This is a genomic window from Roseibium alexandrii DFL-11, from assembly GCF_000158095.2.
GTDB classification, from domain to species: Bacteria; Pseudomonadota; Alphaproteobacteria; order Rhizobiales; family Stappiaceae; genus Roseibium; species Roseibium alexandrii.
In genome coordinates this window covers 20,597-40,432 of sequence record NZ_CM011002.1, presented here as the reverse complement: position 1 = coordinate 40,432, position 19,836 = coordinate 20,597, and the positions used below count along the sequence as shown (strand labels likewise).

The window sequence follows — 19,836 nt, the reverse complement described above, 5'->3', positions numbered from 1 at the left end:
AAGAAAAGCCCCCGACCATGCCGGGGGCTTGTATCCGTTAGAAACTGACAGGCGTGTTATGCCGCTTCGTCTTCCTCGCGCACCTGCTCCAGGAAGTGGCTGACCGCACCCGAAAGACTGTTGGCAACCTTACCGAGCTGATCGGCTGATTGGCTCATCGCCTGCGACTGTTCGCGGGTCTGGTCAATAGACCCGGACACACCGGCAACGTTGGACGCTGCAGCAGACGCCCCGTCCGAGGCCAAGGTGATGCTGTGTGTGATCTCACTGGTCGCTATATTCTGTTCATCGACCGACGCGGCAATGGTGCTGGTGACCGACTGGACTTCACCAATCTGCTCCACGATGGACCGGATTGCTTCTACCGACTTCTGCGTGGATCCCTGAATGCCCGTGATCTGGGTTGCAATTTCGTCGGTCGCTTTGGCCGTTTGGGTCGACAACTCCTTCACCTCAGCTGCAACAACTGCAAAGCCTTTGCCAGCCTCGCCTGCCCGCGCAGCCTCAATTGTGGCGTTCAAAGCCAAAAGATTGGTCTGTTCTGCGATGGCTCGGATGATCTCGACAACCTCACCTATTTTGTCAGCAGTTTCCGCCAGAATGGAAACATCTTTGTCAGCCGAAACCGCAGTCGATGATGCCGTTTCAGAGATTTCCATGGCCGTATTGGCCTGGCGGGAAATCTCACTGATGGAGGCGGACAGTTCGGCAGCAGCGGACGCTACAGTCTGGACGTTGGTCGTCGCTTCTTCCGTCGCTGCATTGGCAGCACTCGCGCTTTCTGAAGCATGACCCGCAATCTGAACCATTTGGCCGGCAGATTGACTGACTTCGTGCGTTTCGTTCTTCAGTTGCTGCTGAACCGCGGAGACCTCATCTTCAAACTGTTTGATGGCAGCTTCCAGATGGGCGTTCCGTTTGCGCCGCTGAATACGGCCCTTTTCCGCTTCTTCTTCGAGCGTGCGTTGTTTTATCAGATTGTCCCGGAAGACTTCCGCAGATCGGGCAATGTCGCCGATCTCATCCGGACGGTCCGTATAGGGCACTTTTATGTCGATATCGCCTTCTGCAAGGCTGGCGATGGTATCGCGCTGGTCGCGCAACAACACCGAAATTGCGTAAACTTGCCAAACAGCAAGGCTTCCGCTGAACAATGTGACGGCAACTGCAATCACAGACACCCAAAGAAGCAGCGTGGCAAGATTTTCGGTGTCTGCATCAGCAGCAGCTTCCGCGCGGTGAATAAGCTTGTCGGACACTTCCTTGATAAGATTTAGGCGTTGCGTCGCGGTCGCAAACCAATCGCTGCCCGAAACACCCTTTGCGTCTCCGCTCTGAGGAAGTCCTTGAAGAATAGGCCGCCACTTTTCGACTGTTTCTATTGCGGGCCCTTTTACGGTCGCGGCAAAGAGTTCCTTTTGATCTGGCAGCGCGATCGCTTTAAACTCCGACAGGAAGGCTTGTTCAGCGCCGTACTTAGCCATGAACCTTTTGTAGACATCAAAGTTTACTTCACCTGTTAGCGCGAACTCATTCAACATGCCTGCGCCCAGGGCGCGTTCAAGCCCACCTGCTTCCTTTGCTTCAACAAGAGCAATGAAGGGGAACAGCTCTGCCGTGATTTCAGGTGACGGGCTTGCTTCGATGGCAAGGCCGATCAAATGAACAAGCGCATGGATCTCTTTGGTATATGAGGCGACCACTTCGGGCGCTGACTTGGAACGGTTATCAACCTTTATCCTGAAGCCGTCGACCTCATGCACCGCTTTACCGACCTTGCGCAACTCTTCGAGCGTATAGGCATCGTTGAGATCAACGGCGGCAAGATGATCGTCGAAGATCTTGATCGCCGCGTCCGTCAGGGGGCGCTGTTTTTGTAACTTAGACAGGTTTTCAGCAGCATAATCGGAACGGATCATGCCAACAGTCATGCCCCGTTCTTTTTGCAATTCGTGAATTACATTGCCGGCGTCTTCGGCGATCCGTGTCAAAGGCCGCATATGTTCGTGATGCGACAGCTGAACATTTGTTTCATAGACTGAGAAGCCTGCGAAACCGACCACCGCAAGCATTGGCACCAAAGCCAATACCATGATTTGTACTTTAATCCGTTTCATTGAGCCTACCCCTCCTAGGCGCTAATTGCTGGCAGAGTGGGTTTCTCAGCTTACTCATACCTTAACGTAAGGCAGAAATTTGGCATTTTACGACAGCGAAAAAACAATAAATCAATAGAAACAATTTAAGGTGGTGCAATTAAGAATTTCGCTATTGATAATTATACGGACATTGATCGCCTATATTTATTTTCGATAATAGTTTCAGATATTTAGAACTAAAGGAAATGCTGTTTAATTGGTTCGAGCAGACAAAACCAAAGGGCGACCCCTTAAAATACCACAATCTAGGAAACCGTGATCGTCACTCTGAAGATCAGAAGTGTCGCCAGATGCAAATTACGTTACGTCAACCAAATCGAACCAATCGTCCTCGGAAATGACTTCGATCTCGAGCTCGGACGCCTTCTTGAGCTTGGATCCGGCGCCCGGACCGGCAACGACCAAATCGGTCTTTTTGGACACCGACCCCGACACCTTCGCGCCGAACCGCTCTGCCATGGCCTTGGCCTCGTCACGGGTCATGCGCTCCAGGGAGCCGGTAAACACCACCGTCTTGCCGGCAACCGGCGAGCCGGAAGCATCGATCTTTTCCGCATCCGTCGGCGTCACCTCTTGCAACAGCGCATCAAGTTGCTCTCGGTTGTGATTTTCCGCAAAGAACTCCACCAGGGCATCGGCGACAATGTGCCCGATCCCGTCAATGTCGTTGAGTTCGGCCCAAGCCTCACTTCCATGATCGCTGGCCTCCGTCATGGCTTTGTAGAAGTTTGCCCATGACCCATAGGCCCGGGCCAACAACTTGGCATTCCCCTCACCGACATGCCGGATGCCGAGAGCGAAAATGAACCGGTGAAGATCAATTTCCCTTCGAGCATCGATCGCCTCGAACAGGTTCTTGGCGGAAACTGCGCCCCAGCCCTCGCGGTTGCGCAGCTTGGTCAGGGATTGCTTATCGCGTTCAGCAAGTGTGAAGATGTCAGCCGCGGTCATCACCAAGTCATCCTGATAGAACGCATCGACCTGCTTGTCGCCGAACCCTTCAATGTCGAAGGCGTTGCGGGAGACGAAGTGTTTGAGTTTTTCCGTTGCCTGCGCCGGACAGATCAGACCGCCTGTGCACCGGCGCACCGCGTCCTTGCGGCCGGTCTTTTCGTTTTCCTCGCGCACCGCATGGCTGTTGCACCGCGGGCAGCGGGTCGGAAATTCATAAGGTTCCGCGCCGTCGAGACGCTTGTCGAGGTCCACATCGACGATCTGGGGAATAACGTCGCCGGCCCGCTGAATCTTGACCGCATCGCCCTTGCGCAGGTCCTTGCCGCCGCGGATCGGCTCTCCATCCTGGCCAATGCCCTTGATGTAGTCTTCGTTGTGCAGTGTCGCATTGGAAACGACCACGCCGCCGACCGTGATCGGCTCCAGCTTGGCAACCGGGGTCAAAGCACCCGTTCGGCCGACCTGGATTTCAATGTCATTGAGCACCGTCCAGGCCTGCTCGGCCGGAAACTTGTGCGCAATCGCCCAACGCGGAGACCGGGAGACAAAACCAAGCCGTTCCTGCAGATCCAGCCGGTCGACCTTGTAGACAACACCATCAATATCATAGTCAAGCTGCGCCCGGTTCTCCTCAATACCGTGATAGACTGCGAGCAGCTCTTCCACCGTTTCACAGCGCTTCATCAGCGGATTGATCTGGAATCCCCACGCGGCCAGCTGCGCAACCATGCCGTCTTGCGTGTCCTTTGGCAGTGTGCTCATTTCCCCCCAGGCATAGGCAAAAAACCGAAGCGGGCGGGACGCGGTGATTTCGGATTTCAACTGGCGCAAGGAACCGGCCGCCGCATTGCGCGGGTTGGCAAACACCTTGCCGCCATTGGCCACCATCCGCGCATTCAACGCCTCAAAATCCTTGTGGGCCATATAGACCTCACCGCGGACCTCCACCACGTCCAGCACCGAGCCGGCCAGCGTGTGCGGGATGTCCGTGATGGTCTTGGCGTTTGCGGTGACGTTCTCGCCCGTCGTGCCGTCGCCCCGCGTTGCGGCATAGACAAGCTTGCCGTCCTCATACCGCAAAGACAGGGACAAGCCGTCAATCTTTGGTTCGGCAGTGACAGCAAGCGCACCCATCAGCGGATCGAACTTCAGGAACCTCCGCACCCGGCCGACGAAATCACGGACATCATCATCGCTGAAAGCATTGTCGAGCGACAGCATCGGGACGCGGTGCGTGATCTTTCCGAACCCGGAGGCCGGTGCCGCGCCGACCTGAGCGGACGGCCCGTCCGCAAGAATCAGGTCCGGGAAGCGGGCCTCGATTGCCGAGTTCCGCCGGCGCAACGCATCATAGTCCGCATCCGATATCGTCGGCGCATCTTCTTGGTGATAGCGCCGGTCGTGCTCGGCGATTTCTGATGCCAACCGCTCAAGTTCGGCCTTGGCAGCTTCCGGTGTCAGGTCCAGAACCGCGATATCAGGTGCCGGTGTGCTGGAAGATTCTTGGTCGCTCATGAGCAATATCCGGCTTAAACGGTCAACAGTTTGCGCGCTGCTGCGCGGGCTTCTTCGGTGATCACGCTGCCTGCCAGCATCCGAGCAATTTCCTCGCTGCGATGGTCGTCATCAATCCGTTTCACCCGGGTTGCCACCCGGTCCGGCTTCATAGCTTCCTTGGCGATCAGGAAGTGGCCCTCAGCCCTTGCAGCGACCTGAGGCGCATGGGTTACGGTCAGGACTTGCACATTGCTCGCAAGACGGGCCAGGCGCAGACCGATCGCTTCAGCCACGGCACCGCCGACGCCTGTGTCGATTTCGTCAAAAACCAGCGTCGGCGCCGATCCCTTGTCGGCAAGACAAACCTTCAGCGCCAGCAAGAACCGGGAGAGCTCGCCGCCGGAGGCCACTTTCATCATCGGGCCGGGTTTGGTGCCCGGGTTGGTCTGAACATGGAATTCGAGCTGGTCGATGCCGGATCGGCTACGCTGCTCCGGATCGCTTGCAGTTTCAACGATGAACTTCGCACGCTCCAACTTCAGATCCGGCAATTCCGTCTCAACAGCCTTTTCAAGGCGCGCAGCAGCCTTGCGTCGCTTGTCTGAGAGGTTTGCGGCCTTCCGGTCATAGTCGGTCCGCGCTTTTTGCGCCGCGTCGATCAAAGCCGCCAGTTTGTCCTCACCGGCATCCAGATCGGAAAGATCGGCAGCCATGCGCTCGGCCAGGGCCGAAAGGTCGTCAACGGGCATAGAGTACTTCCGCGACGCTGCCCGAAGCGCAAACAACCGCTCCTCCACAGCCTCAAGTTCGCGGGGATCGTACTCAGTCTCCCGGAGCGCTCCCTCCAACCCGGAGCGGCACTCTTCCAGCTGATCCAGGGCGCCTGCCAGATATTGAACCGGTTGCACGAACAAGTTCGGCACCTGATCGGCCTTCCGCTCCAACCGCCGCAAGAGACTGGCCAATTCTGGGATGGGCGATGCTGACCCGTTCAGAGTTTCGTAGGCTTCGCTCAGGTCCCCTGCAATCTTCTCGACCGCCATCATATCCGTGCGCCGGGCAGCCAACTGGTCTTCCTCGCCGGCTTCCGGCTTCAATTGGCTGAGTTCTTCGACGGAGGATCTCAGATAGTCCGCCTCGTTGCGGGCTGCTTCGATGCGCGCTTCATGATCCGACACTGCCTTTTCGGCTGTGCGATACGCTTGGTAAGCTTTCGCCACCGCGTCCACGTCGGAGGTCAATCCGCCAAACACGTCGATCAAGGCCCGATGGCTCTCCGGATCAACCAAGGCCCGGTCATCGTGCTGACCGTGAATTTCCACCAGCAAGGCCCCTGCTTGCCGCAAAAGCCCTGCACTGACCGGCTGATCATTTATGAAAGCCCGCGTGCGCCCGTCTGCAGCCTGAACGCGGCGCAGAATGACATCACCATCATCATCGATGCTGTTGTCTTTCAGAAAAGCGCGGACCGGATGCGCCATCTCGACATCGAAAACGGCGGTCACCTGTCCTTGCCCCTCGCCGTGACGGACAAGATCCGCATCCCCCCTTGCGCCAAGCGCGAGGGACAGGGCATCCAGCAAGATGGATTTGCCGGCGCCAGTCTCACCAGTCAGCACAGACATTCCGGCGGCGAAATCAAGATCCAGACGGTCGATCAGAACAATGTCACGGATAGACAACGTGACCAGCATGAACAGGACGCTCCTTAGAAGTCGGCTCGGACGGGCACCTTAAACATAGGTGCCTTTTCGAGTCGGTCTAGTTTAGAGCTTGATACCCCTGAATGCGCGGCTAATCCAGCTGCCACTGTCTTCAGACGGTTCATATCCGCCGCTGTTCAAAAGAGTGTAAGCGTCTTTGTACCACTGCGTGTCCGGGAAGTTGTGCCCCAGAACCGCGGCAGCGGTCTGGGCTTCGCTGATCACCCCAAGCGCATAATAGGCTTCGGTCAAACGGAACAACGCTTCTTCCACGTGGCGGGTGGTCTGGTAGTTGTTCACAACGGTCTTGAATCGGTTCACCGCTGCAACGTAATTCCGGCGTTCCAGATAGTACCGGCCCACCTGCATTTCCTTGCCGCCAAGTTGGTCTTGAACGATCAGAAGCTTGCGTTGCGCATCCGGCACATATTCCGATTCAGGAAAACGCTGAAGCAGCTCTCCGTAAGCGGAGGCTGCACGTTCGGTCGTTGCCTGGTCGCGTGTGATGTCCGGCATCTGGCGGTAGTAGCTCTGGCCAACAAGGTAGAGCATATAGGCCGAATCCGGGTCGCCCGGATAAAGGGTCACGAACCGGTTGGCCGTTGTCACAGTCTCCGTGTACTTGCCTCGCGTGTAGTTAAGATAGGCAAGGTTCACCAAAGACTTCTTTGAGTATTCAGAATAAGGGTAGAGCTTGTCGAGCTCCTCGAATTTGGCGGTCGAATCTCTCAGTTTGCCCTGCGCCCGGAGTGCCAGGCCTTCATTGAACAGAACTTCTGCAGGCGTGTCGTTCAGCGCAAGCTCATCGAACTCGTCCTTGCTGCTGCACGCTGACAATGCCAAAGGCGCAGCCAAAACCGCGAGAGCCAAATAACGCTTGAGACGTGGAGCCGTCCACGCCGAAAAGCCGAGTTGTCTTCCGTTCACACCTATCTCCCGAGCTGCACATATCAGCCCAAACACAGCCCTGCACCGAGCGGCGCAGAAATTCCCGATTTCATTAACACGAGTGTTTAGCGGAAACGAACCGTCCGCGTCACGCTTTCAAACGCGATCTGCCGGATTTTTAGAGCTATTTTGTGGCAAGCCACCACAAACGGCGGGTCTGCCAGTAATTAATTTGGGAGGCATTCGGGCCTCCCTTGAAAGAAAAATATCAGGAAACGTCCGGACCGAAGGCCGCGGCAGCAGCCAAACCGCCCTTGTCGACCTGGCCAACCTGGCGGAAGGCCGGAGATTCGACGATCTCGAATGCAGACGGGTCTTCGAACAGTCTGACAAGAATGGAGTGGTTCATCTTGTGACCACCCTTGAAGGAGCGATAGAGCCCCAGGATCGGCAGACCGGCCAGCGCCAGGTCACCTACGGCATCAAGTGCCTTGTGACGCGCAAACTCATCCGGCCAGCGCGTGCCTTCCGGGTTAAGAACCTTGTCGTCGGAGATGGCGACAGAGTTTTCCAGCGAAGAGCCGAGAGCGAAGCCCATCTTCCAGAGCTGCTCAACATCCTTCACGTAACCGAAGGTCCGTGCACGGCAGAGTTCATTGCGGAACACATCCGGTGTGATGTCGGAAACGAATTTCTGGTTGCCGATCGCCGGAGTGTCGAAGTCAATTGTGATGTCAAACTTCGTGCCGTCATAGGGATGCAGTTCACACCAGGCGCTTCCGTTGTCGACGCGAACGGTTTTCTTGACTTTCAGATACCGGCGGCCCCGGTCAAGCTTCCTGATACCGACCTGTTCTATCGCCTCAACGAACGCATGGCTTGAGCCGTCCATGATCGGCATTTCAGGGCCGTCGATTTCAACGATGACGTTGTCGATGCCCATTCCAAACAACGCAGCCATCAGGTGCTCAACGGTCGAGATGCCATCTTTGGACGGATCATCGAGAACGGTGCACAACGCGGTCGCGGACACTTTGTCCCACAGCGCGGGAATTTCCTTGGAAGAGTCGCTGTCAGTGCGTGAGAACACAACCCCCACACAAGCTTCAGCAGGCACCAATGTGATTGACGCAGGTTTACCCGAATGAACACCGATACCTGTCAGCGTCACCTGATCGGCGAGCGTCGTCTGTCGGTCTACATATGCGGTCATATTCCCCTACCCTTCCGGTTTGGCGCCGGTAATGGTCAGTCATTTGCACGTGCAAAGTTACGGACTTTTAACGATCGCCAGCTGCGGGCAACATAGTCGGTAATTATGGTAGGGCGAAATAAAGCTTTATTACGGTTTGTAACGATTCACAGGCCGGCAAATCATTGAATTATCACGTCATTTGACTCAGTGTAACAAAAGCGGCCCGAAGTCGTGACTTCGGGCCGTTGCGATCAGGGAAGAAGATCGCGGGTCGAATCAGTTGGCCTGCCGGCGCAGGAACGCCGGGATCTCCAACTGATCGTCTTCTGACTGGCTGACCGGCGTTGGGGCCGATCGGCCGGTGCTATCAAGTTGTCCGGTTGCCCCTTCGCTGTGAGACCGCGGCTGCGGTGCACGCGGAGCCGGACGAAGTTGCGCTGCCGGACGGGCAGTCTCAACGGGAGCCTCTTCGTGGTGCTCTTCTTCGTCTTCCTTGCGGCCAAGACCACTGGCAAGACGCCGCAGAAGACCCATTGGGCGCCGTTCATCTTCAACATCATGCTCCAGATCCGCAGCCGGATCGGCCGGAACTTGCGCCGCTGGTGCTGCCGGAGCGCTGGCCGGAGCAGAGCTTGCCAGAATTTCACGCTGGGCAATCGGCGGGAAGTCTTCAACGCGCGGCATCCGCGGGGCCGGAGCATGTTCTTCGGCTGCCGGCGGAATGTATGGCTGTGCCATCGGCGCTACATCGGCGACCGGTGCCGGCGTGTCGTTGTCCAGATCCATCATCGAAGACGTTCCTGGCGCTGGTGTGCGGGCAGGCTGCACTTTCTTGATCTCAACGTCCGGATCACTGGCAACAGAAACGGCTGCCGGCTCTGGAATCGCCAGTTCTTTTTCAAGGCTGGCCATCGCCTTTGCTGCAGCATCGTGAACCTTTGGCATTTCAGCCGCCAGCGCGGGCTTTGACTGGAGTTCCGGTGTACGTGGCGCGACGTGCTCGGATTTCAGAGTTGGAGCTGTGATTCCGGGAAACGTGCCAGCCATTTGGCCCTCCTCCCGGTCAATTCCAGTTGCAACAACCGACACGCGTATGATGCCATCCAGCGTCTCGTCAAAGGTCGCACCAAGGATGATGTTGGCATCCGCGTCGACTTCTTCCCGGATCCGGGTTGCTGCTTCATCCACTTCAAAGAGCGTCAAATCATTGCCGCCAGTGATGGAGATCAGCAATCCTCTCGCACCCTTCATGGAAGATTCATCGAGCAGCGGATTTGCTATTGCGGCTTCAGCCGCTTGCTGAGCGCGCTTCTCGCCAGAGGCTTCACCGGTCCCCATCATCGCTTTGCCCATGCCGCGCATCACAGAACGCACGTCGGCAAAGTCGAGATTGATGAGACCTTCCTTGACCATCAGGTCGGTGATGCAGGCAACACCGGAGTAAAGAACCTGGTCGGCCATGGCAAACGCGTCGGCGAATGTCGTCTGCGCGTTTGCAATCCGGAACAAGTTCTGGTTAGGAATGACAATCAGCGTGTCAACGTTGCGCTGAAGCTCTTCGATGCCGCTGTCGGCAATGCGCATCCGGCGCGCACCTTCGAACTGGAACGGCTTGGTAACAACACCAACCGTCAGGATGCCCTGCTCGCGCGCTGCACGGGCGATCACAGGAGCTGCACCGGTGCCGGTACCACCTCCCATACCGGCCGTGATGAACACCATGTGCGATCCAGACAGATGATCGTTGATCTCATCGATCACTTCTTCGGCCGCTGCCCCGCCAACTTCTGGCTGGGAACCGGCTCCGAGACCTTCCGTAACGGCCACGCCCATTTGGACGAGACGATCGGACTGGTTCATTGCCAGTGCCTGGGCATCCGTGTTGGCCACGACAAAGTCGCACCCCTGGAGGCCTGCTGTGATCATGTTATTGACGGCGTTTCCGCCCGCGCCGCCGACACCGAAGACCGTGATACGCGGCTTCAGTTCCTGAATGTCGGGCATCTTCAGGTTTATGGTCATGTTATCCTCGCGACCCGTTGGCGCCCCCGATACGGGAGAACCCTCTTCTTCCCTAATTTCCTCTGCCACTCCTGGCAGCTCCAACTCTAGGCTCTTGTCGTCTGTCATTTGCTCAAAAGCTCTCCCTGATCCATTGGCCCACACGAGCCAAATAGCCAGATTGCCCGCCCCACCCGGATCTGCGGTTCTTGTGTTCGAACTGCTCGATCTGGGCGACTTGCGGATAAATCAGGAGGCCAACGGCCGCGGCGAATGCCGGACCTTTTGCAGCCTCGGGAAGACCGGCGACGCCTAGAGGCCGGCCAAGACGGACGTTGCGGCCAAGGATATGGCGCGCAACCTCACCAAGACCTGTGAGCTGACTGGCACCCCCCGTCAAAACGATCTGCTTGCCGACCCGCCCGGCAAAGCCGGACGCCGTCAAACGATCTCTCACAAGTTCAAGGATTTCTTCAACGCGTGGGCGGATGACACGGGTCAACGCCGAACGCGGGATCTGGTTTGGCAAATCGCTGTCGCTTTCCAGCGCCGGAACGGTCAGCATGTCCCGTTCATCCGAGCCGGAAGCCAGCGGTGAGCCATAAAGAGTTTTCAGCCTTTCGGCATCTTGCAGACGCGTTGCGAACGCCCGAGCAATGTCCATGGTAACGTGGTTGCCACCAACCGCGATTGCGTCGAGGTGGACCATATGACCGTCCACGAAGACGGACAGCGTTGTGGTACCACCACCCATATCAATGCAGGCAACGCCGAGTTCAGCTTCATCATCCACGATTGTCGACAGACCGCTGGCGAACGGTGTGGCAACCATGGTTTCGACGTGCAGATGACCACGGTTGATGCAATGTTCCAAATTCCGGACCGGCGGCACTTCTGCCGTGACAACCTGCATATCGACACCGAGCTTGTGGCCCATCATGCCGCGTGGATCCCGGATACCCCGGCTGCCATCCAGAGTGTAGGAAATCGGCAGCGCATGCGTTACTGCACGGCCATCGGTCACCGAGTGACTGGAACCGGCGGAAAGGACCCGTTGAATATCCGCCTCGCAGACGCTTTCGCCGGACAGTGGCACACTCGCGCTGTAGATTTCGCTCTGCAACCGGCCGCAGCTGATATTCGTGATCAGCGATTCAACGGTCACCCCGGCCATACGCTCGGCGCTGTCGACGGCAAGACGAATGGCGTGTTCGGCCGCATCCATGTCAACGACGACACCGGACTTGATGCCTCGGGACCGCTGATAGCCGTAGCCGAGAACCTCGACCTTGTGGGACCGGCTGGACAGGATCGCGTTGTCGTCTTGAGGGATCAGTTTGGCAATCAGACAGCAGATCTTTGTTGATCCAACATCGAGGACCGACATAACGACGGAGCGCCGGCTAGGCAGCGGGCGCATCTTTGGCAAATACAAGGGCTGATCAGACCGGCTCATGTGTCCCGCCCTCCATTGCCCGAACGCCCACGACCACCGGTCATGATTTTACGCTGTTCCGCAGCCTCTTCGCTCAAGCGAACCGTGATCCGGTCCTCAAGACGCATGTCGATGGCCATGATATCGCGGGCAAGCAGCCCGTCTTCCTTGTCCATTCTCACCAATTCAGCCAAAGCGGCTTCCATATTCTCTTCCGGCAAGCGGACAAAAATCCCATTTTCCAATTTCAAGTCCCAGCGGCGGTCACTGATCAGGAACGCAGCGCGCACCCGTGGACGAAGATCCGGCACTGTGGCAAGCGCCGCACTGATCTCGCCGGCCCGGCGCTGCGCACCGTGGTTGACCACCAGCAGGAGATTGGCGTACCGGCCATCCACCTCATCGGTGATAACCTCCCCGGCCTCGTTCACGATCGAGACCAGATCTCCCCGCTGCCAAAGCGCGTAAGGCACCTTCTCCTCGATCCGGATCTGCAATGTGCTCGGGTAGAACTTCATCACTGAAGCATTCTTGACCCAGGCCATGTCGTTCAGCCGTTCACGGGCGCCATCGGCATCAAACAGGATCAGGGACGACCCGTCGTGAATTTCGAGCGCTTCCAGGATCTGGAATTCGTTGATTTCCCGCTGTCCGGACAGCTTTACGGCCTCAATCCCGAAACCGACCGCCGACAAGAGTGCATCGCTCACGATACGCCCGTGTCCACCTATGACTATTGCGTAGGAAATCGTTAAGGTTAAGAAACCGATAGCAGCTGCAGAACCCGTCCAGCGTGGCAAGTCCGCCAATCGGCCCGCCGCGCGCCAAACAGGCTGCCGGTGCAAACGCGCAACGCCGCGCCCGCGCGGAGCCAGCTCGGCTTCCAGCGGCGCATATGCGTCCCGTTTATATTTGCGACCTAACGACAGCAACTCGCGTCCTCAACCATCCAACTCACCAGGTCCTTGAAGCTCATCCCCTTGTAGGCGGCCATTTCGGGCACCAAAGAGGTCGGCGTCATGCCTGGTTGCGTGTTCACTTCAAGGCAGATCAGGTCCCCGCTTCCGTCTTCGCGCTCGTCGAATCGGAAATCGGCCCGGGAAACCCCACGGCACCCCAAGGCCTGATGCGCCTTAACCGCTAGTGTCTCCGCTGTTTGGTAAACAAGTGGTGAAATTTTTGCAGGAAGAATGTGTTTTGAACCGCCTTCTGCATATTTTGCATCGAAATCGTAGAACTCCTGCCCTTGGGTCACGATGTCGATCACACCGAGTGCCTGATCATCCTTGACTGCGCAGGTCAGTTCGCGGCCCCTGATGAATTTCTCGCACATCAACACATCCGGATAAGGCCAGTCTTCCCGGTGCAGCTCCTGGGGCGGAAACTCTTGATCTTCCTTGACAATCAGGACGCCGAAGCTCGAGCCTTCGTTGATGGGCTTCAGCACGTAGGGCGGCTCCATTGGATGCTCCCGGCTGATATCATGACGGTTCACAACCTTGTGCTCCGTGACCGGAATCCCGGCCGCTGCCATGACCGCTTTTGCCTTCACTTTGTTCATTGCAAGGCTCGAAGCCATCACTCCGGAGTGGGTATAGGGAATGTTAAGAAACTCTAATATTCCCTGAACGCAGCCATCCTCACCAAAGGGTCCGTGCAAAGCGTTAAAGGCCACATCCGGCTGCAACTCGGTCAAAACGGCCGATACATTCCGGTCCACATCCACCCGTGAAACACGATATCCGGCTTCTTCCAGCGCGATCGCGCATTCCTTGCCACTTGAAAGGCTGACCGGCCTTTCATTGACCCAACCACCCATAAGGACAGCAACATGTTTCTTGGTCATGGATGGGTTCTCCCTTGATAGGACCGTTTCCCGGACTTGAATCCGGGAAAGCGGCACAAATAAAACGCAACTAATGGAAACTGTGGACAGAGACCGGCAACCCGGTCACGCCTGCCCCAAGAACGGCTCAATCGCGCCTTTCGGCCCGAATTCTCCAAGGCGCTTGATTTCCCACTCAAGCCGGATGCCGGTGACCTCAAGCGCCTTTGCTCGGACGGTTTCACCGAGCAGCTCCAGATCGTGGCCTGTGGCACCACCAGTGTTGATCATGAAATTGCAGTGCATCTCGGACATTTGCGCACCGCCGACCATCAATCCACGGCATCCTGCAGCATCGACCACTTTCCAGGCCGAATTGCCGTCCGGGTTCTTGAATGTTGACCCGCCCGTTTTTTCACGGATCGGCTGGGCGTTTTCCCGGTGTTCGACAACGGCGGCCATTTCCTCGCGGATTGTCATCTCATCCTGGGGCACGCCTTCGAACACAGCCGTTGTAAAGATCAGATCGGAACTGGCACCAGAATGCCGATAGCGGTATTCCATGTCCGAATTGGTCAAAACATGCCGGTTACCATCCCGATCGATTGCCGTGAGTTCAATCATCCGGTCCCGTGTTTCCGTGCCATGGGCCCCGGCGTTCATGCGGAGCGCCCCACCGAGCCCGCCTGGAATTCCGGTGTAAAACGCAAAGCCACCCAGGCCCGCCTTGGCTGCAGCTTCCGCAAGCCGCTTGTCCGGGACAGCGGCGCCAGCGCGGAGACGATTGTTGCCAAGCTCCTCGATCTGGCCAAAGCCCTTTGCGCTGAGCCGGACAACAACCCCTTTTAACCCGCCATCGCGGATCAGGAGATTGGAGCCGAGGCCCACCGACAACACGGGAATGTCTTTCGGCAGCTTTTTGAGAAATACCGCGAGATCGTCTTCATCCGCGGGCTGAAACATCAATTGCGCCGGTCCACCCGTACGGAACCAGGTCACGGCAGAAAGCGGCTGATTGGGCGTCAGTTTTCCGCGGATACCATCCGATAGGTCCGGAACCTCTTCCAGAAGGTCGGGAAAACTCATGCCCCCTCCTTTTGCAGAGCGTCCAGCTGTTCTGGCAGTGCGTAGGCCCACTGGGTGATGTTGCCCGCACCGAGGCAGATGACGAAGTCTCCGGGTCCCGCCAATTCCTTGACAACAGAAGCCAACTCTTCTGGGCCGTTAATGGCCTGCACCTGCCGGTGACCACGAGTCTTTAACCCGGAAACCAGATCCGTGTGGCGCGCGCCCTCAATCGGCTGCTCTCCTGCCTCGTAAACCGGTGTAATTACAACCGCATCTGCGTCGTTGAAGCAGTTCGAGAAGTCGTCAAACAAACTGTGCAGGCGGGTGTATCTGTGCGGCTGCATAACCGCGATCACCTTGCCGTCAGTGGATTCCCGGGCCGCATGCAGTACAGCTTTGATCTCCACCGGGTGGTGGCCGTAATCGTCGAAAACCTGAACGCCGCCGGCTTCGCCGGTGAACGTAAAGCGCCGCTTCACACCTCCGAAGGACGAAATGCCCTTTTCAATGTCTTGCGGCGACACGCCAAGCTGGGAGGCCACAGCAATCGCAGCGGTGGCATTTGAAACGTTGTGAAGGCCCGGCATAGGCAGGACCAAATTGCTGAGTTCAGTCTCTTCCCCGCTGCGGCGATCGCGGATGGTCACCGAGAACATGGACTTGCCACCATCCATGGAAACATCTGTGAACCGCACATCGGCCTGCGGATTGGTGCCGTAAGTCACAATCCGGCGATCCTCGATGTTGCCAATCATGGTCTGAACCTCTGGGTGGTCGAGGCACATGACGGCAAAACCATAAAACGGCACGTTGTCGATGAACTGGCGGAAAGCCTTTTGAACGCCCGAAAAATCTCCGTAATGATCAAGGTGTTCAGGGTCGATGTTCGTCACAATGGCAACGTCGGCCGGAAGCTTCACGAATGTGCCGTCACTCTCATCTGCTTCCACCACCATCCAGTCGCCGTCGCCCATCCGGGCATTGGTGCCATAGGCGTTGATGATGCCCCCATTGATCACGGTCGGATCGAGATGCCCGGCATCCAGAAGGGCAGCAACCATGGATGTCGTTGTGGTTTTGCCATGCGTGCCGCCGACTGCAATGGCCTGTTTGAAACGCATCAGTTCAGCCAGCATCTCGGCCCGGCGCACGACCGGGATCAGCTTTTCGCGGGCTGCCACCAGCTCCGGATTGTCTTTCTTGATCGCAGAAGAGACGACAAGAACTTCCGCCTCACCGAGGTTTTCGGCCGCATGGCCCACTGTCACCGGAATCCCGTTCGCGCGAAGACGCTGAACATTGGCATTCTCGGCCATGTCAGATCCTTGAACCTGATACCCGAGCGTTTTCAGCACCTCCGCGATACCGCTCATGCCGATGCCGCCGATCCCGACGAAGTGAACCGGCCCAATATCCTGCGGCATCTTCATGGCCGTACTCCCTTGTTTTCCGCGACGCTTTCAACAAGGTCGGCGAGCCGTTTGACGGCATCTGGTTTTGCAACTGTCCTGGCGGCCTTGGCAGCTGCCTCCAGCATCTCCGGCGCATGCATGAAACGGATCAATTCCTTGGAAAGGCGTGATGGATGCAGATCCACCTGCCGGATTGCCCAGGCTCCGCCGGCTTTCTCAAGAACCTTGGCGTTGGCAGCTTGGTCCTGATCAATAGCCCCCGGCAACGGCACCAGGATGGAAGGCCGACCGAGTACGCTTAGTTCCGATACAGAGCTTGCACCTGAGCGGCAAACCACCAAATGCGCCTGCGCGATCCGCTGAGGAAGGTCTGTGAAGAACGGAGCGCACTCCGCCTCAACCCCAAGATCCTGATAGGCTTTCTGGACCCGTTCCATGTCTTCCGGGCGGCATTGCTGAACGATCTTGACCCGTTTTCGCTGTTCATCGGACAGCTCCGCAACGGCCGGAGGAACGAGATCTGAGAAGAACCGCGCTCCTTGAGAGCCGCCAAAAACAAGCAGCTTCAAAGGACCAGCAGAGGCCGGTGGGGTGAAATCCAGTTCGGCTGCATCTAGGACAGCATCGCGGACGGGATTGCCTGTCTCGACCAGTTTGCTCGACAAATCGGATGGAAGTTCTTCGATCGGCACGCTGGTCGCAATTGCAGACACCCCTTTGGCCAACAACTTGTTTGCCCGCCCCATCACGGCATTGGCTTCATGCAGGATCGAGGGCGTGTTCGTTAGGCGCGCCGCGTACATGGGCGGAAAGGTTGGGTACCCACCGAAACCGGCAACGACATCCGGCTGCAAGGCCTTGATGACCTTGCGCGCTTGAAGCGTACCAAACAGCAGCTGAAATGCGGTTTTGGCCAGAGAAACAGGATTGCGGCCCCGGATAGTGGCGGAAGCAATGATATGAACCTTGCGGGCCGGAAACTCGGTGCCGTATTTGTCGGCCCGCTCATCCGTAGCCAGCTCGACGGTCCATCCGCGGCGGCTCAACTCACTCGCAAGTGCTTGTGCAGGAAATAGGTGACCGCCGGTTCCGCCGGCTGTGAGTAAAACGGTTTTGCTCATAAATCCGGGCCAACAATTACATCAAGGAAGACGGAGACAGACGGCTGACAGTAACCGTGTCATTCGACATGGGTCGCGGCCGCTTGCGGGTCAGCGCGAGTATCGCCCCGGCGGACATGGCGGACGCCAAAAGAGAGGACCCCCCATAGGAAATGAACGGCAGCGTCATACCCTTCGACGGGACCAGGTGCAGGTTCACCGACAGATTGATGGTTGCCTGAAGCCCAAACAGGACAACAAGACCGGCAGTCGCCAACCGGCCAAAGGCATCTTGGTCCCGGCTTGCGTGCTGCAATCCGCGGATCACGATGAAGGCAAAGACAATCACCAGCATGAGGCAGGCGATCACACCAAACTCCTCGCCCACCACGGCGAAGATGAAGTCAGCATGACTGTCCGGCAGGATCCGTTTCACCGTGCCCTCGCCTGGTCCCCGCCCGAACCATCCACCCGACATGAAGGCCTCGAGCGCGGTATCAACCTGAAAGGTGTCGCCCGTGCTTGGATCGAGGAACCGGTCGACCCGACTGGTCACGTGCGGCAGGAAGGCATAAGCGGCGAACAGACCGGCAATCCCGATAATCCCGAGCGCAACGATAATCATCCACGAGATCCCGTTCAAAAAGAACAACGCCGCCCAGACCATCCCAATCAGCATGGTCTGCCCAAAGTCCGGCTGGGCCACTAGAAGAGTTGCGCAGACAGCAAAAAGAATGAAGGCGAATAGAACGCCCGGCACTTCCCGGCGGCGGCCGCTTTCAGACAACAAAAACGCGATCAGCACAACAAAAGCCGGTTTGAGATATTCCGACGCCTGTACGGACACACCGGCAATATAGATCCAGCGGCGGGCGCCCTTGGTTTCAAACCCCATGAACAGGGTCGCAATCAGCAAGACCACGGAGATTGTGAACAGCACCAAAGCAGCTCTGCGAACCATCCGCGGCGTCATGAGCGATGCCGCCAGCATGATCCCGAGTGCGGGGATCGTGAACATCGCCTGCCGTTTCACGAAATAAAAGGTATCGACGCCAATGCGTTCGGCGACCGGCGGGCTTGCGGCAAAGGCAAACACCACGCCGGAAACGAGCAGAATACTGAAGGCCGCCAGCAGATAGTGATCAACTGTCCAAAGCCATTCGGCAAACCGGCTGCGATCAGCGCGTGAGACCATTTATGCGACCTCCTGAGTGTTTCCACCACCAGGCAAGGCACGCACCGCATTTACAAAAGCAGCGCCCCGCAGTTCGAAATTGGCATATTGATCGAAAGATGCACAGGCCGGAGACAGAAGAATTGCAATTTCTTCCGCGCCATCTTCCGCAGCCTCGGCCGCCGCATCCCGGACGGCCTGCGTGAGTGTACCACTGACTGCATACGGGACATGTCCGTCCAGCGTTTTGGCAAACTCTTCTGCGGCTTCACCGATCAAAAAGGCCTTCGCGATATTCGGGAAGTACTCGTCCAGAGAAGAGATCCCACCGGCCTTGGCACGCCCTCCGGCAATCCAATAGATCCGGTCGAAACTCGCCAGCGCCCGTGCCGCAGCATCTGCGTTGGTCGCCTTGCTGTCATTGATAAAGAGCGTCCGGCCAGTCCGGGCAACAATCTCCATGCGGTGATGGAGGCCAGGAAAGTTTTTCATTGCGGCTGCGATCTTATCGGCCGGTATTTCCAGCGCCCGCAGGCAGGCAAAAGCAGCTGCCGCATTTTGAGCATTGTGGTCCCCGCGCAAACTGTCGATCCCCATGAGCAGGGCGACTTCGGTCTGCGCTCCATCATGGGCCTCAATCAGCCGGCCATTGTGAGCGTAGATGCCGGCCGTCAACTCCCGTTCGCCTGCAATCCGGCAGACCGGTTTGCGGGCCAGTTCCAACCGGTCGGCGATCATGGAGGACAGGCCGTCATCGACGCCGACAATCGCGACCTTCGCACCAGCCACCAGCCGTTCCTTGATTGCGGCATAGTTTTCGAGCGTACCGTGCCGGTCGAGGTGATCCGGCGACAGGTTCATGTGAAGTCCGACCGTCGGGTCCAGCGTTGGGGCAAGGTCGATCTGGTAGGATGAACACTCAACCACATAGTGGCGGCCGGGGCGCGGCGGTTCCAGCTCCAAGACCGGAGTGCCTATGTTCCCGCCCATCTGCACATCCAGCCCCAGTTCGCGCAGCAGATGCGCAATCAGAGCGGTGGTGGTCGATTTTCCGTTGGTTCCGGTGATCGCAATGAACGGGGCTTCAGGACAGAGCTTGCGATGCTCGCGGCAGAAAAGTTCAACATCGCCGATCACCTCAACCCCGGCATTGCGGGCCAGATCGACCGACCAATGAGGCACCGGGTGTGTCAGCGGAACACCCGGCGCCAGCACAAGGGCAGACACGCCCGACCAATCGAGGGTCTTCAGGTCTTGGGTTTTGAGGCCAGCAGCCGCCGCCTCGGCAACTCGCGTTTCATTGTCGTCAAAGCACACCACATTGGCACCGCCCGCCTGCAACGCCTTGGCAGTGGCAAGTCCGGACCCGCCGAGCCCGAAAAGCGCAACGGTTTGTACTTCAAATGTGGTGACTTCAATCATCGC

14 protein-coding genes are annotated in these 19,836 nt (G+C 57.7%); all 14 read right to left on the bottom strand.

Annotated elements, in window-relative coordinates; all coding sequences use genetic code 11:
• Nucleotides 1-56: 56 nt before the first annotated feature.
• The 14 genes from SADFL11_RS00155 to murD all read right to left on the bottom strand — a co-directional run bounded on the left by SADFL11_RS00155 (nt 57) and on the right by murD (nt 19,833).
• Complete coding sequence (locus SADFL11_RS00155; protein WP_134852852.1) at nt 57-2,117, bottom strand: methyl-accepting chemotaxis protein; 2,061 nt, start codon at nt 2,115-2,117, stop codon at nt 57-59.
• Between the two features lie 339 nt (nt 2,118-2,456).
• Nucleotides 2,457-4,628, bottom strand: coding sequence for an NAD-dependent DNA ligase LigA (gene ligA, locus SADFL11_RS00150; RefSeq protein ID WP_050775988.1), 2,172 nt, complete (start codon nt 4,626-4,628; stop codon nt 2,457-2,459).
• A gap of 14 nt (nt 4,629-4,642) precedes the next feature.
• A complete protein-coding gene (gene recN / locus SADFL11_RS00145) occupies nt 4,643-6,304 on the bottom strand; it encodes a DNA repair protein RecN (protein ID WP_008195516.1) in 1,662 nt (553 codons plus the stop codon).
• Between the two features lie 72 nt (nt 6,305-6,376).
• The gene (locus tag SADFL11_RS00140) at nt 6,377-7,183 is read right to left on the bottom strand and encodes an outer membrane protein assembly factor BamD (RefSeq protein ID WP_008196164.1); all 807 of its coding nucleotides are present in this window, start codon (nt 7,181-7,183) and stop codon (nt 6,377-6,379) included.
• Between the two features lie 286 nt (nt 7,184-7,469).
• The gene (gene lpxC / locus SADFL11_RS00135) at nt 7,470-8,414 is read right to left on the bottom strand and encodes a UDP-3-O-acyl-N-acetylglucosamine deacetylase (RefSeq protein WP_008195130.1); all 945 of its coding nucleotides are present in this window, start codon (nt 8,412-8,414) and stop codon (nt 7,470-7,472) included.
• Nucleotides 8,415-8,672: 258 nt separating this feature from the next.
• Nucleotides 8,673-10,418, bottom strand: coding sequence for a cell division protein FtsZ (ftsZ, locus tag SADFL11_RS00130; protein WP_008195144.1), 1,746 nt, complete (start codon nt 10,416-10,418; stop codon nt 8,673-8,675).
• Nucleotides 10,419-10,530: 112 nt separating this feature from the next.
• On the bottom strand, nt 10,531-11,853 hold the full coding sequence (ftsA, locus tag SADFL11_RS00125) for a cell division protein FtsA (RefSeq protein ID WP_040450856.1): 1,323 nt from the start codon (nt 11,851-11,853) through the stop codon (nt 10,531-10,533).
• On the bottom strand, nt 11,850-12,764 hold the full coding sequence (locus SADFL11_RS00120) for a cell division protein FtsQ/DivIB (RefSeq protein ID WP_209002699.1): 915 nt from the start codon (nt 12,762-12,764) through the stop codon (nt 11,850-11,852). The genes ftsA and SADFL11_RS00120 overlap by 4 nt, the downstream gene beginning before the upstream one ends.
• Nucleotides 12,752-13,678: a D-alanine--D-alanine ligase gene (locus tag SADFL11_RS00115; protein ID WP_040452359.1), complete on the bottom strand. Its 927-nt coding sequence runs from the start codon at nt 13,676-13,678 to the stop codon at nt 12,752-12,754. The genes SADFL11_RS00120 and SADFL11_RS00115 overlap by 13 nt, the downstream gene beginning before the upstream one ends.
• A 105-nt stretch (nt 13,679-13,783) precedes the next feature.
• A complete protein-coding gene (murB, locus tag SADFL11_RS00110) occupies nt 13,784-14,743 on the bottom strand; it encodes a UDP-N-acetylmuramate dehydrogenase (protein ID WP_008190023.1) in 960 nt (319 codons plus the stop codon).
• Nucleotides 14,740-16,155, bottom strand: coding sequence for a UDP-N-acetylmuramate--L-alanine ligase (gene murC / locus SADFL11_RS00105; RefSeq protein WP_040450857.1), 1,416 nt, complete (start codon nt 16,153-16,155; stop codon nt 14,740-14,742). The genes murB and murC overlap by 4 nt, the downstream gene beginning before the upstream one ends.
• A complete protein-coding gene (gene murG / locus SADFL11_RS00100; protein WP_008193368.1) occupies nt 16,152-17,258 on the bottom strand; it encodes an undecaprenyldiphospho-muramoylpentapeptide beta-N-acetylglucosaminyltransferase in 1,107 nt (368 codons plus the stop codon). Before murG ends, murC begins: the two co-directional genes overlap by 4 nt.
• Before the next feature lie 16 nt (nt 17,259-17,274).
• On the bottom strand, nt 17,275-18,432 hold the full coding sequence (locus SADFL11_RS00095) for an FtsW/RodA/SpoVE family cell cycle protein (RefSeq protein WP_040450858.1): 1,158 nt from the start codon (nt 18,430-18,432) through the stop codon (nt 17,275-17,277).
• Nucleotides 18,433-19,833 carry a UDP-N-acetylmuramoyl-L-alanine--D-glutamate ligase gene (gene murD / locus SADFL11_RS00090; RefSeq protein ID WP_008190037.1) on the bottom strand — a complete coding sequence of 467 codons (1,401 nt, stop codon included), beginning with the start codon at nt 19,831-19,833 and terminating at the stop codon, nt 18,433-18,435.
• Nucleotides 19,834-19,836: the final 3 nt, after the last annotated feature.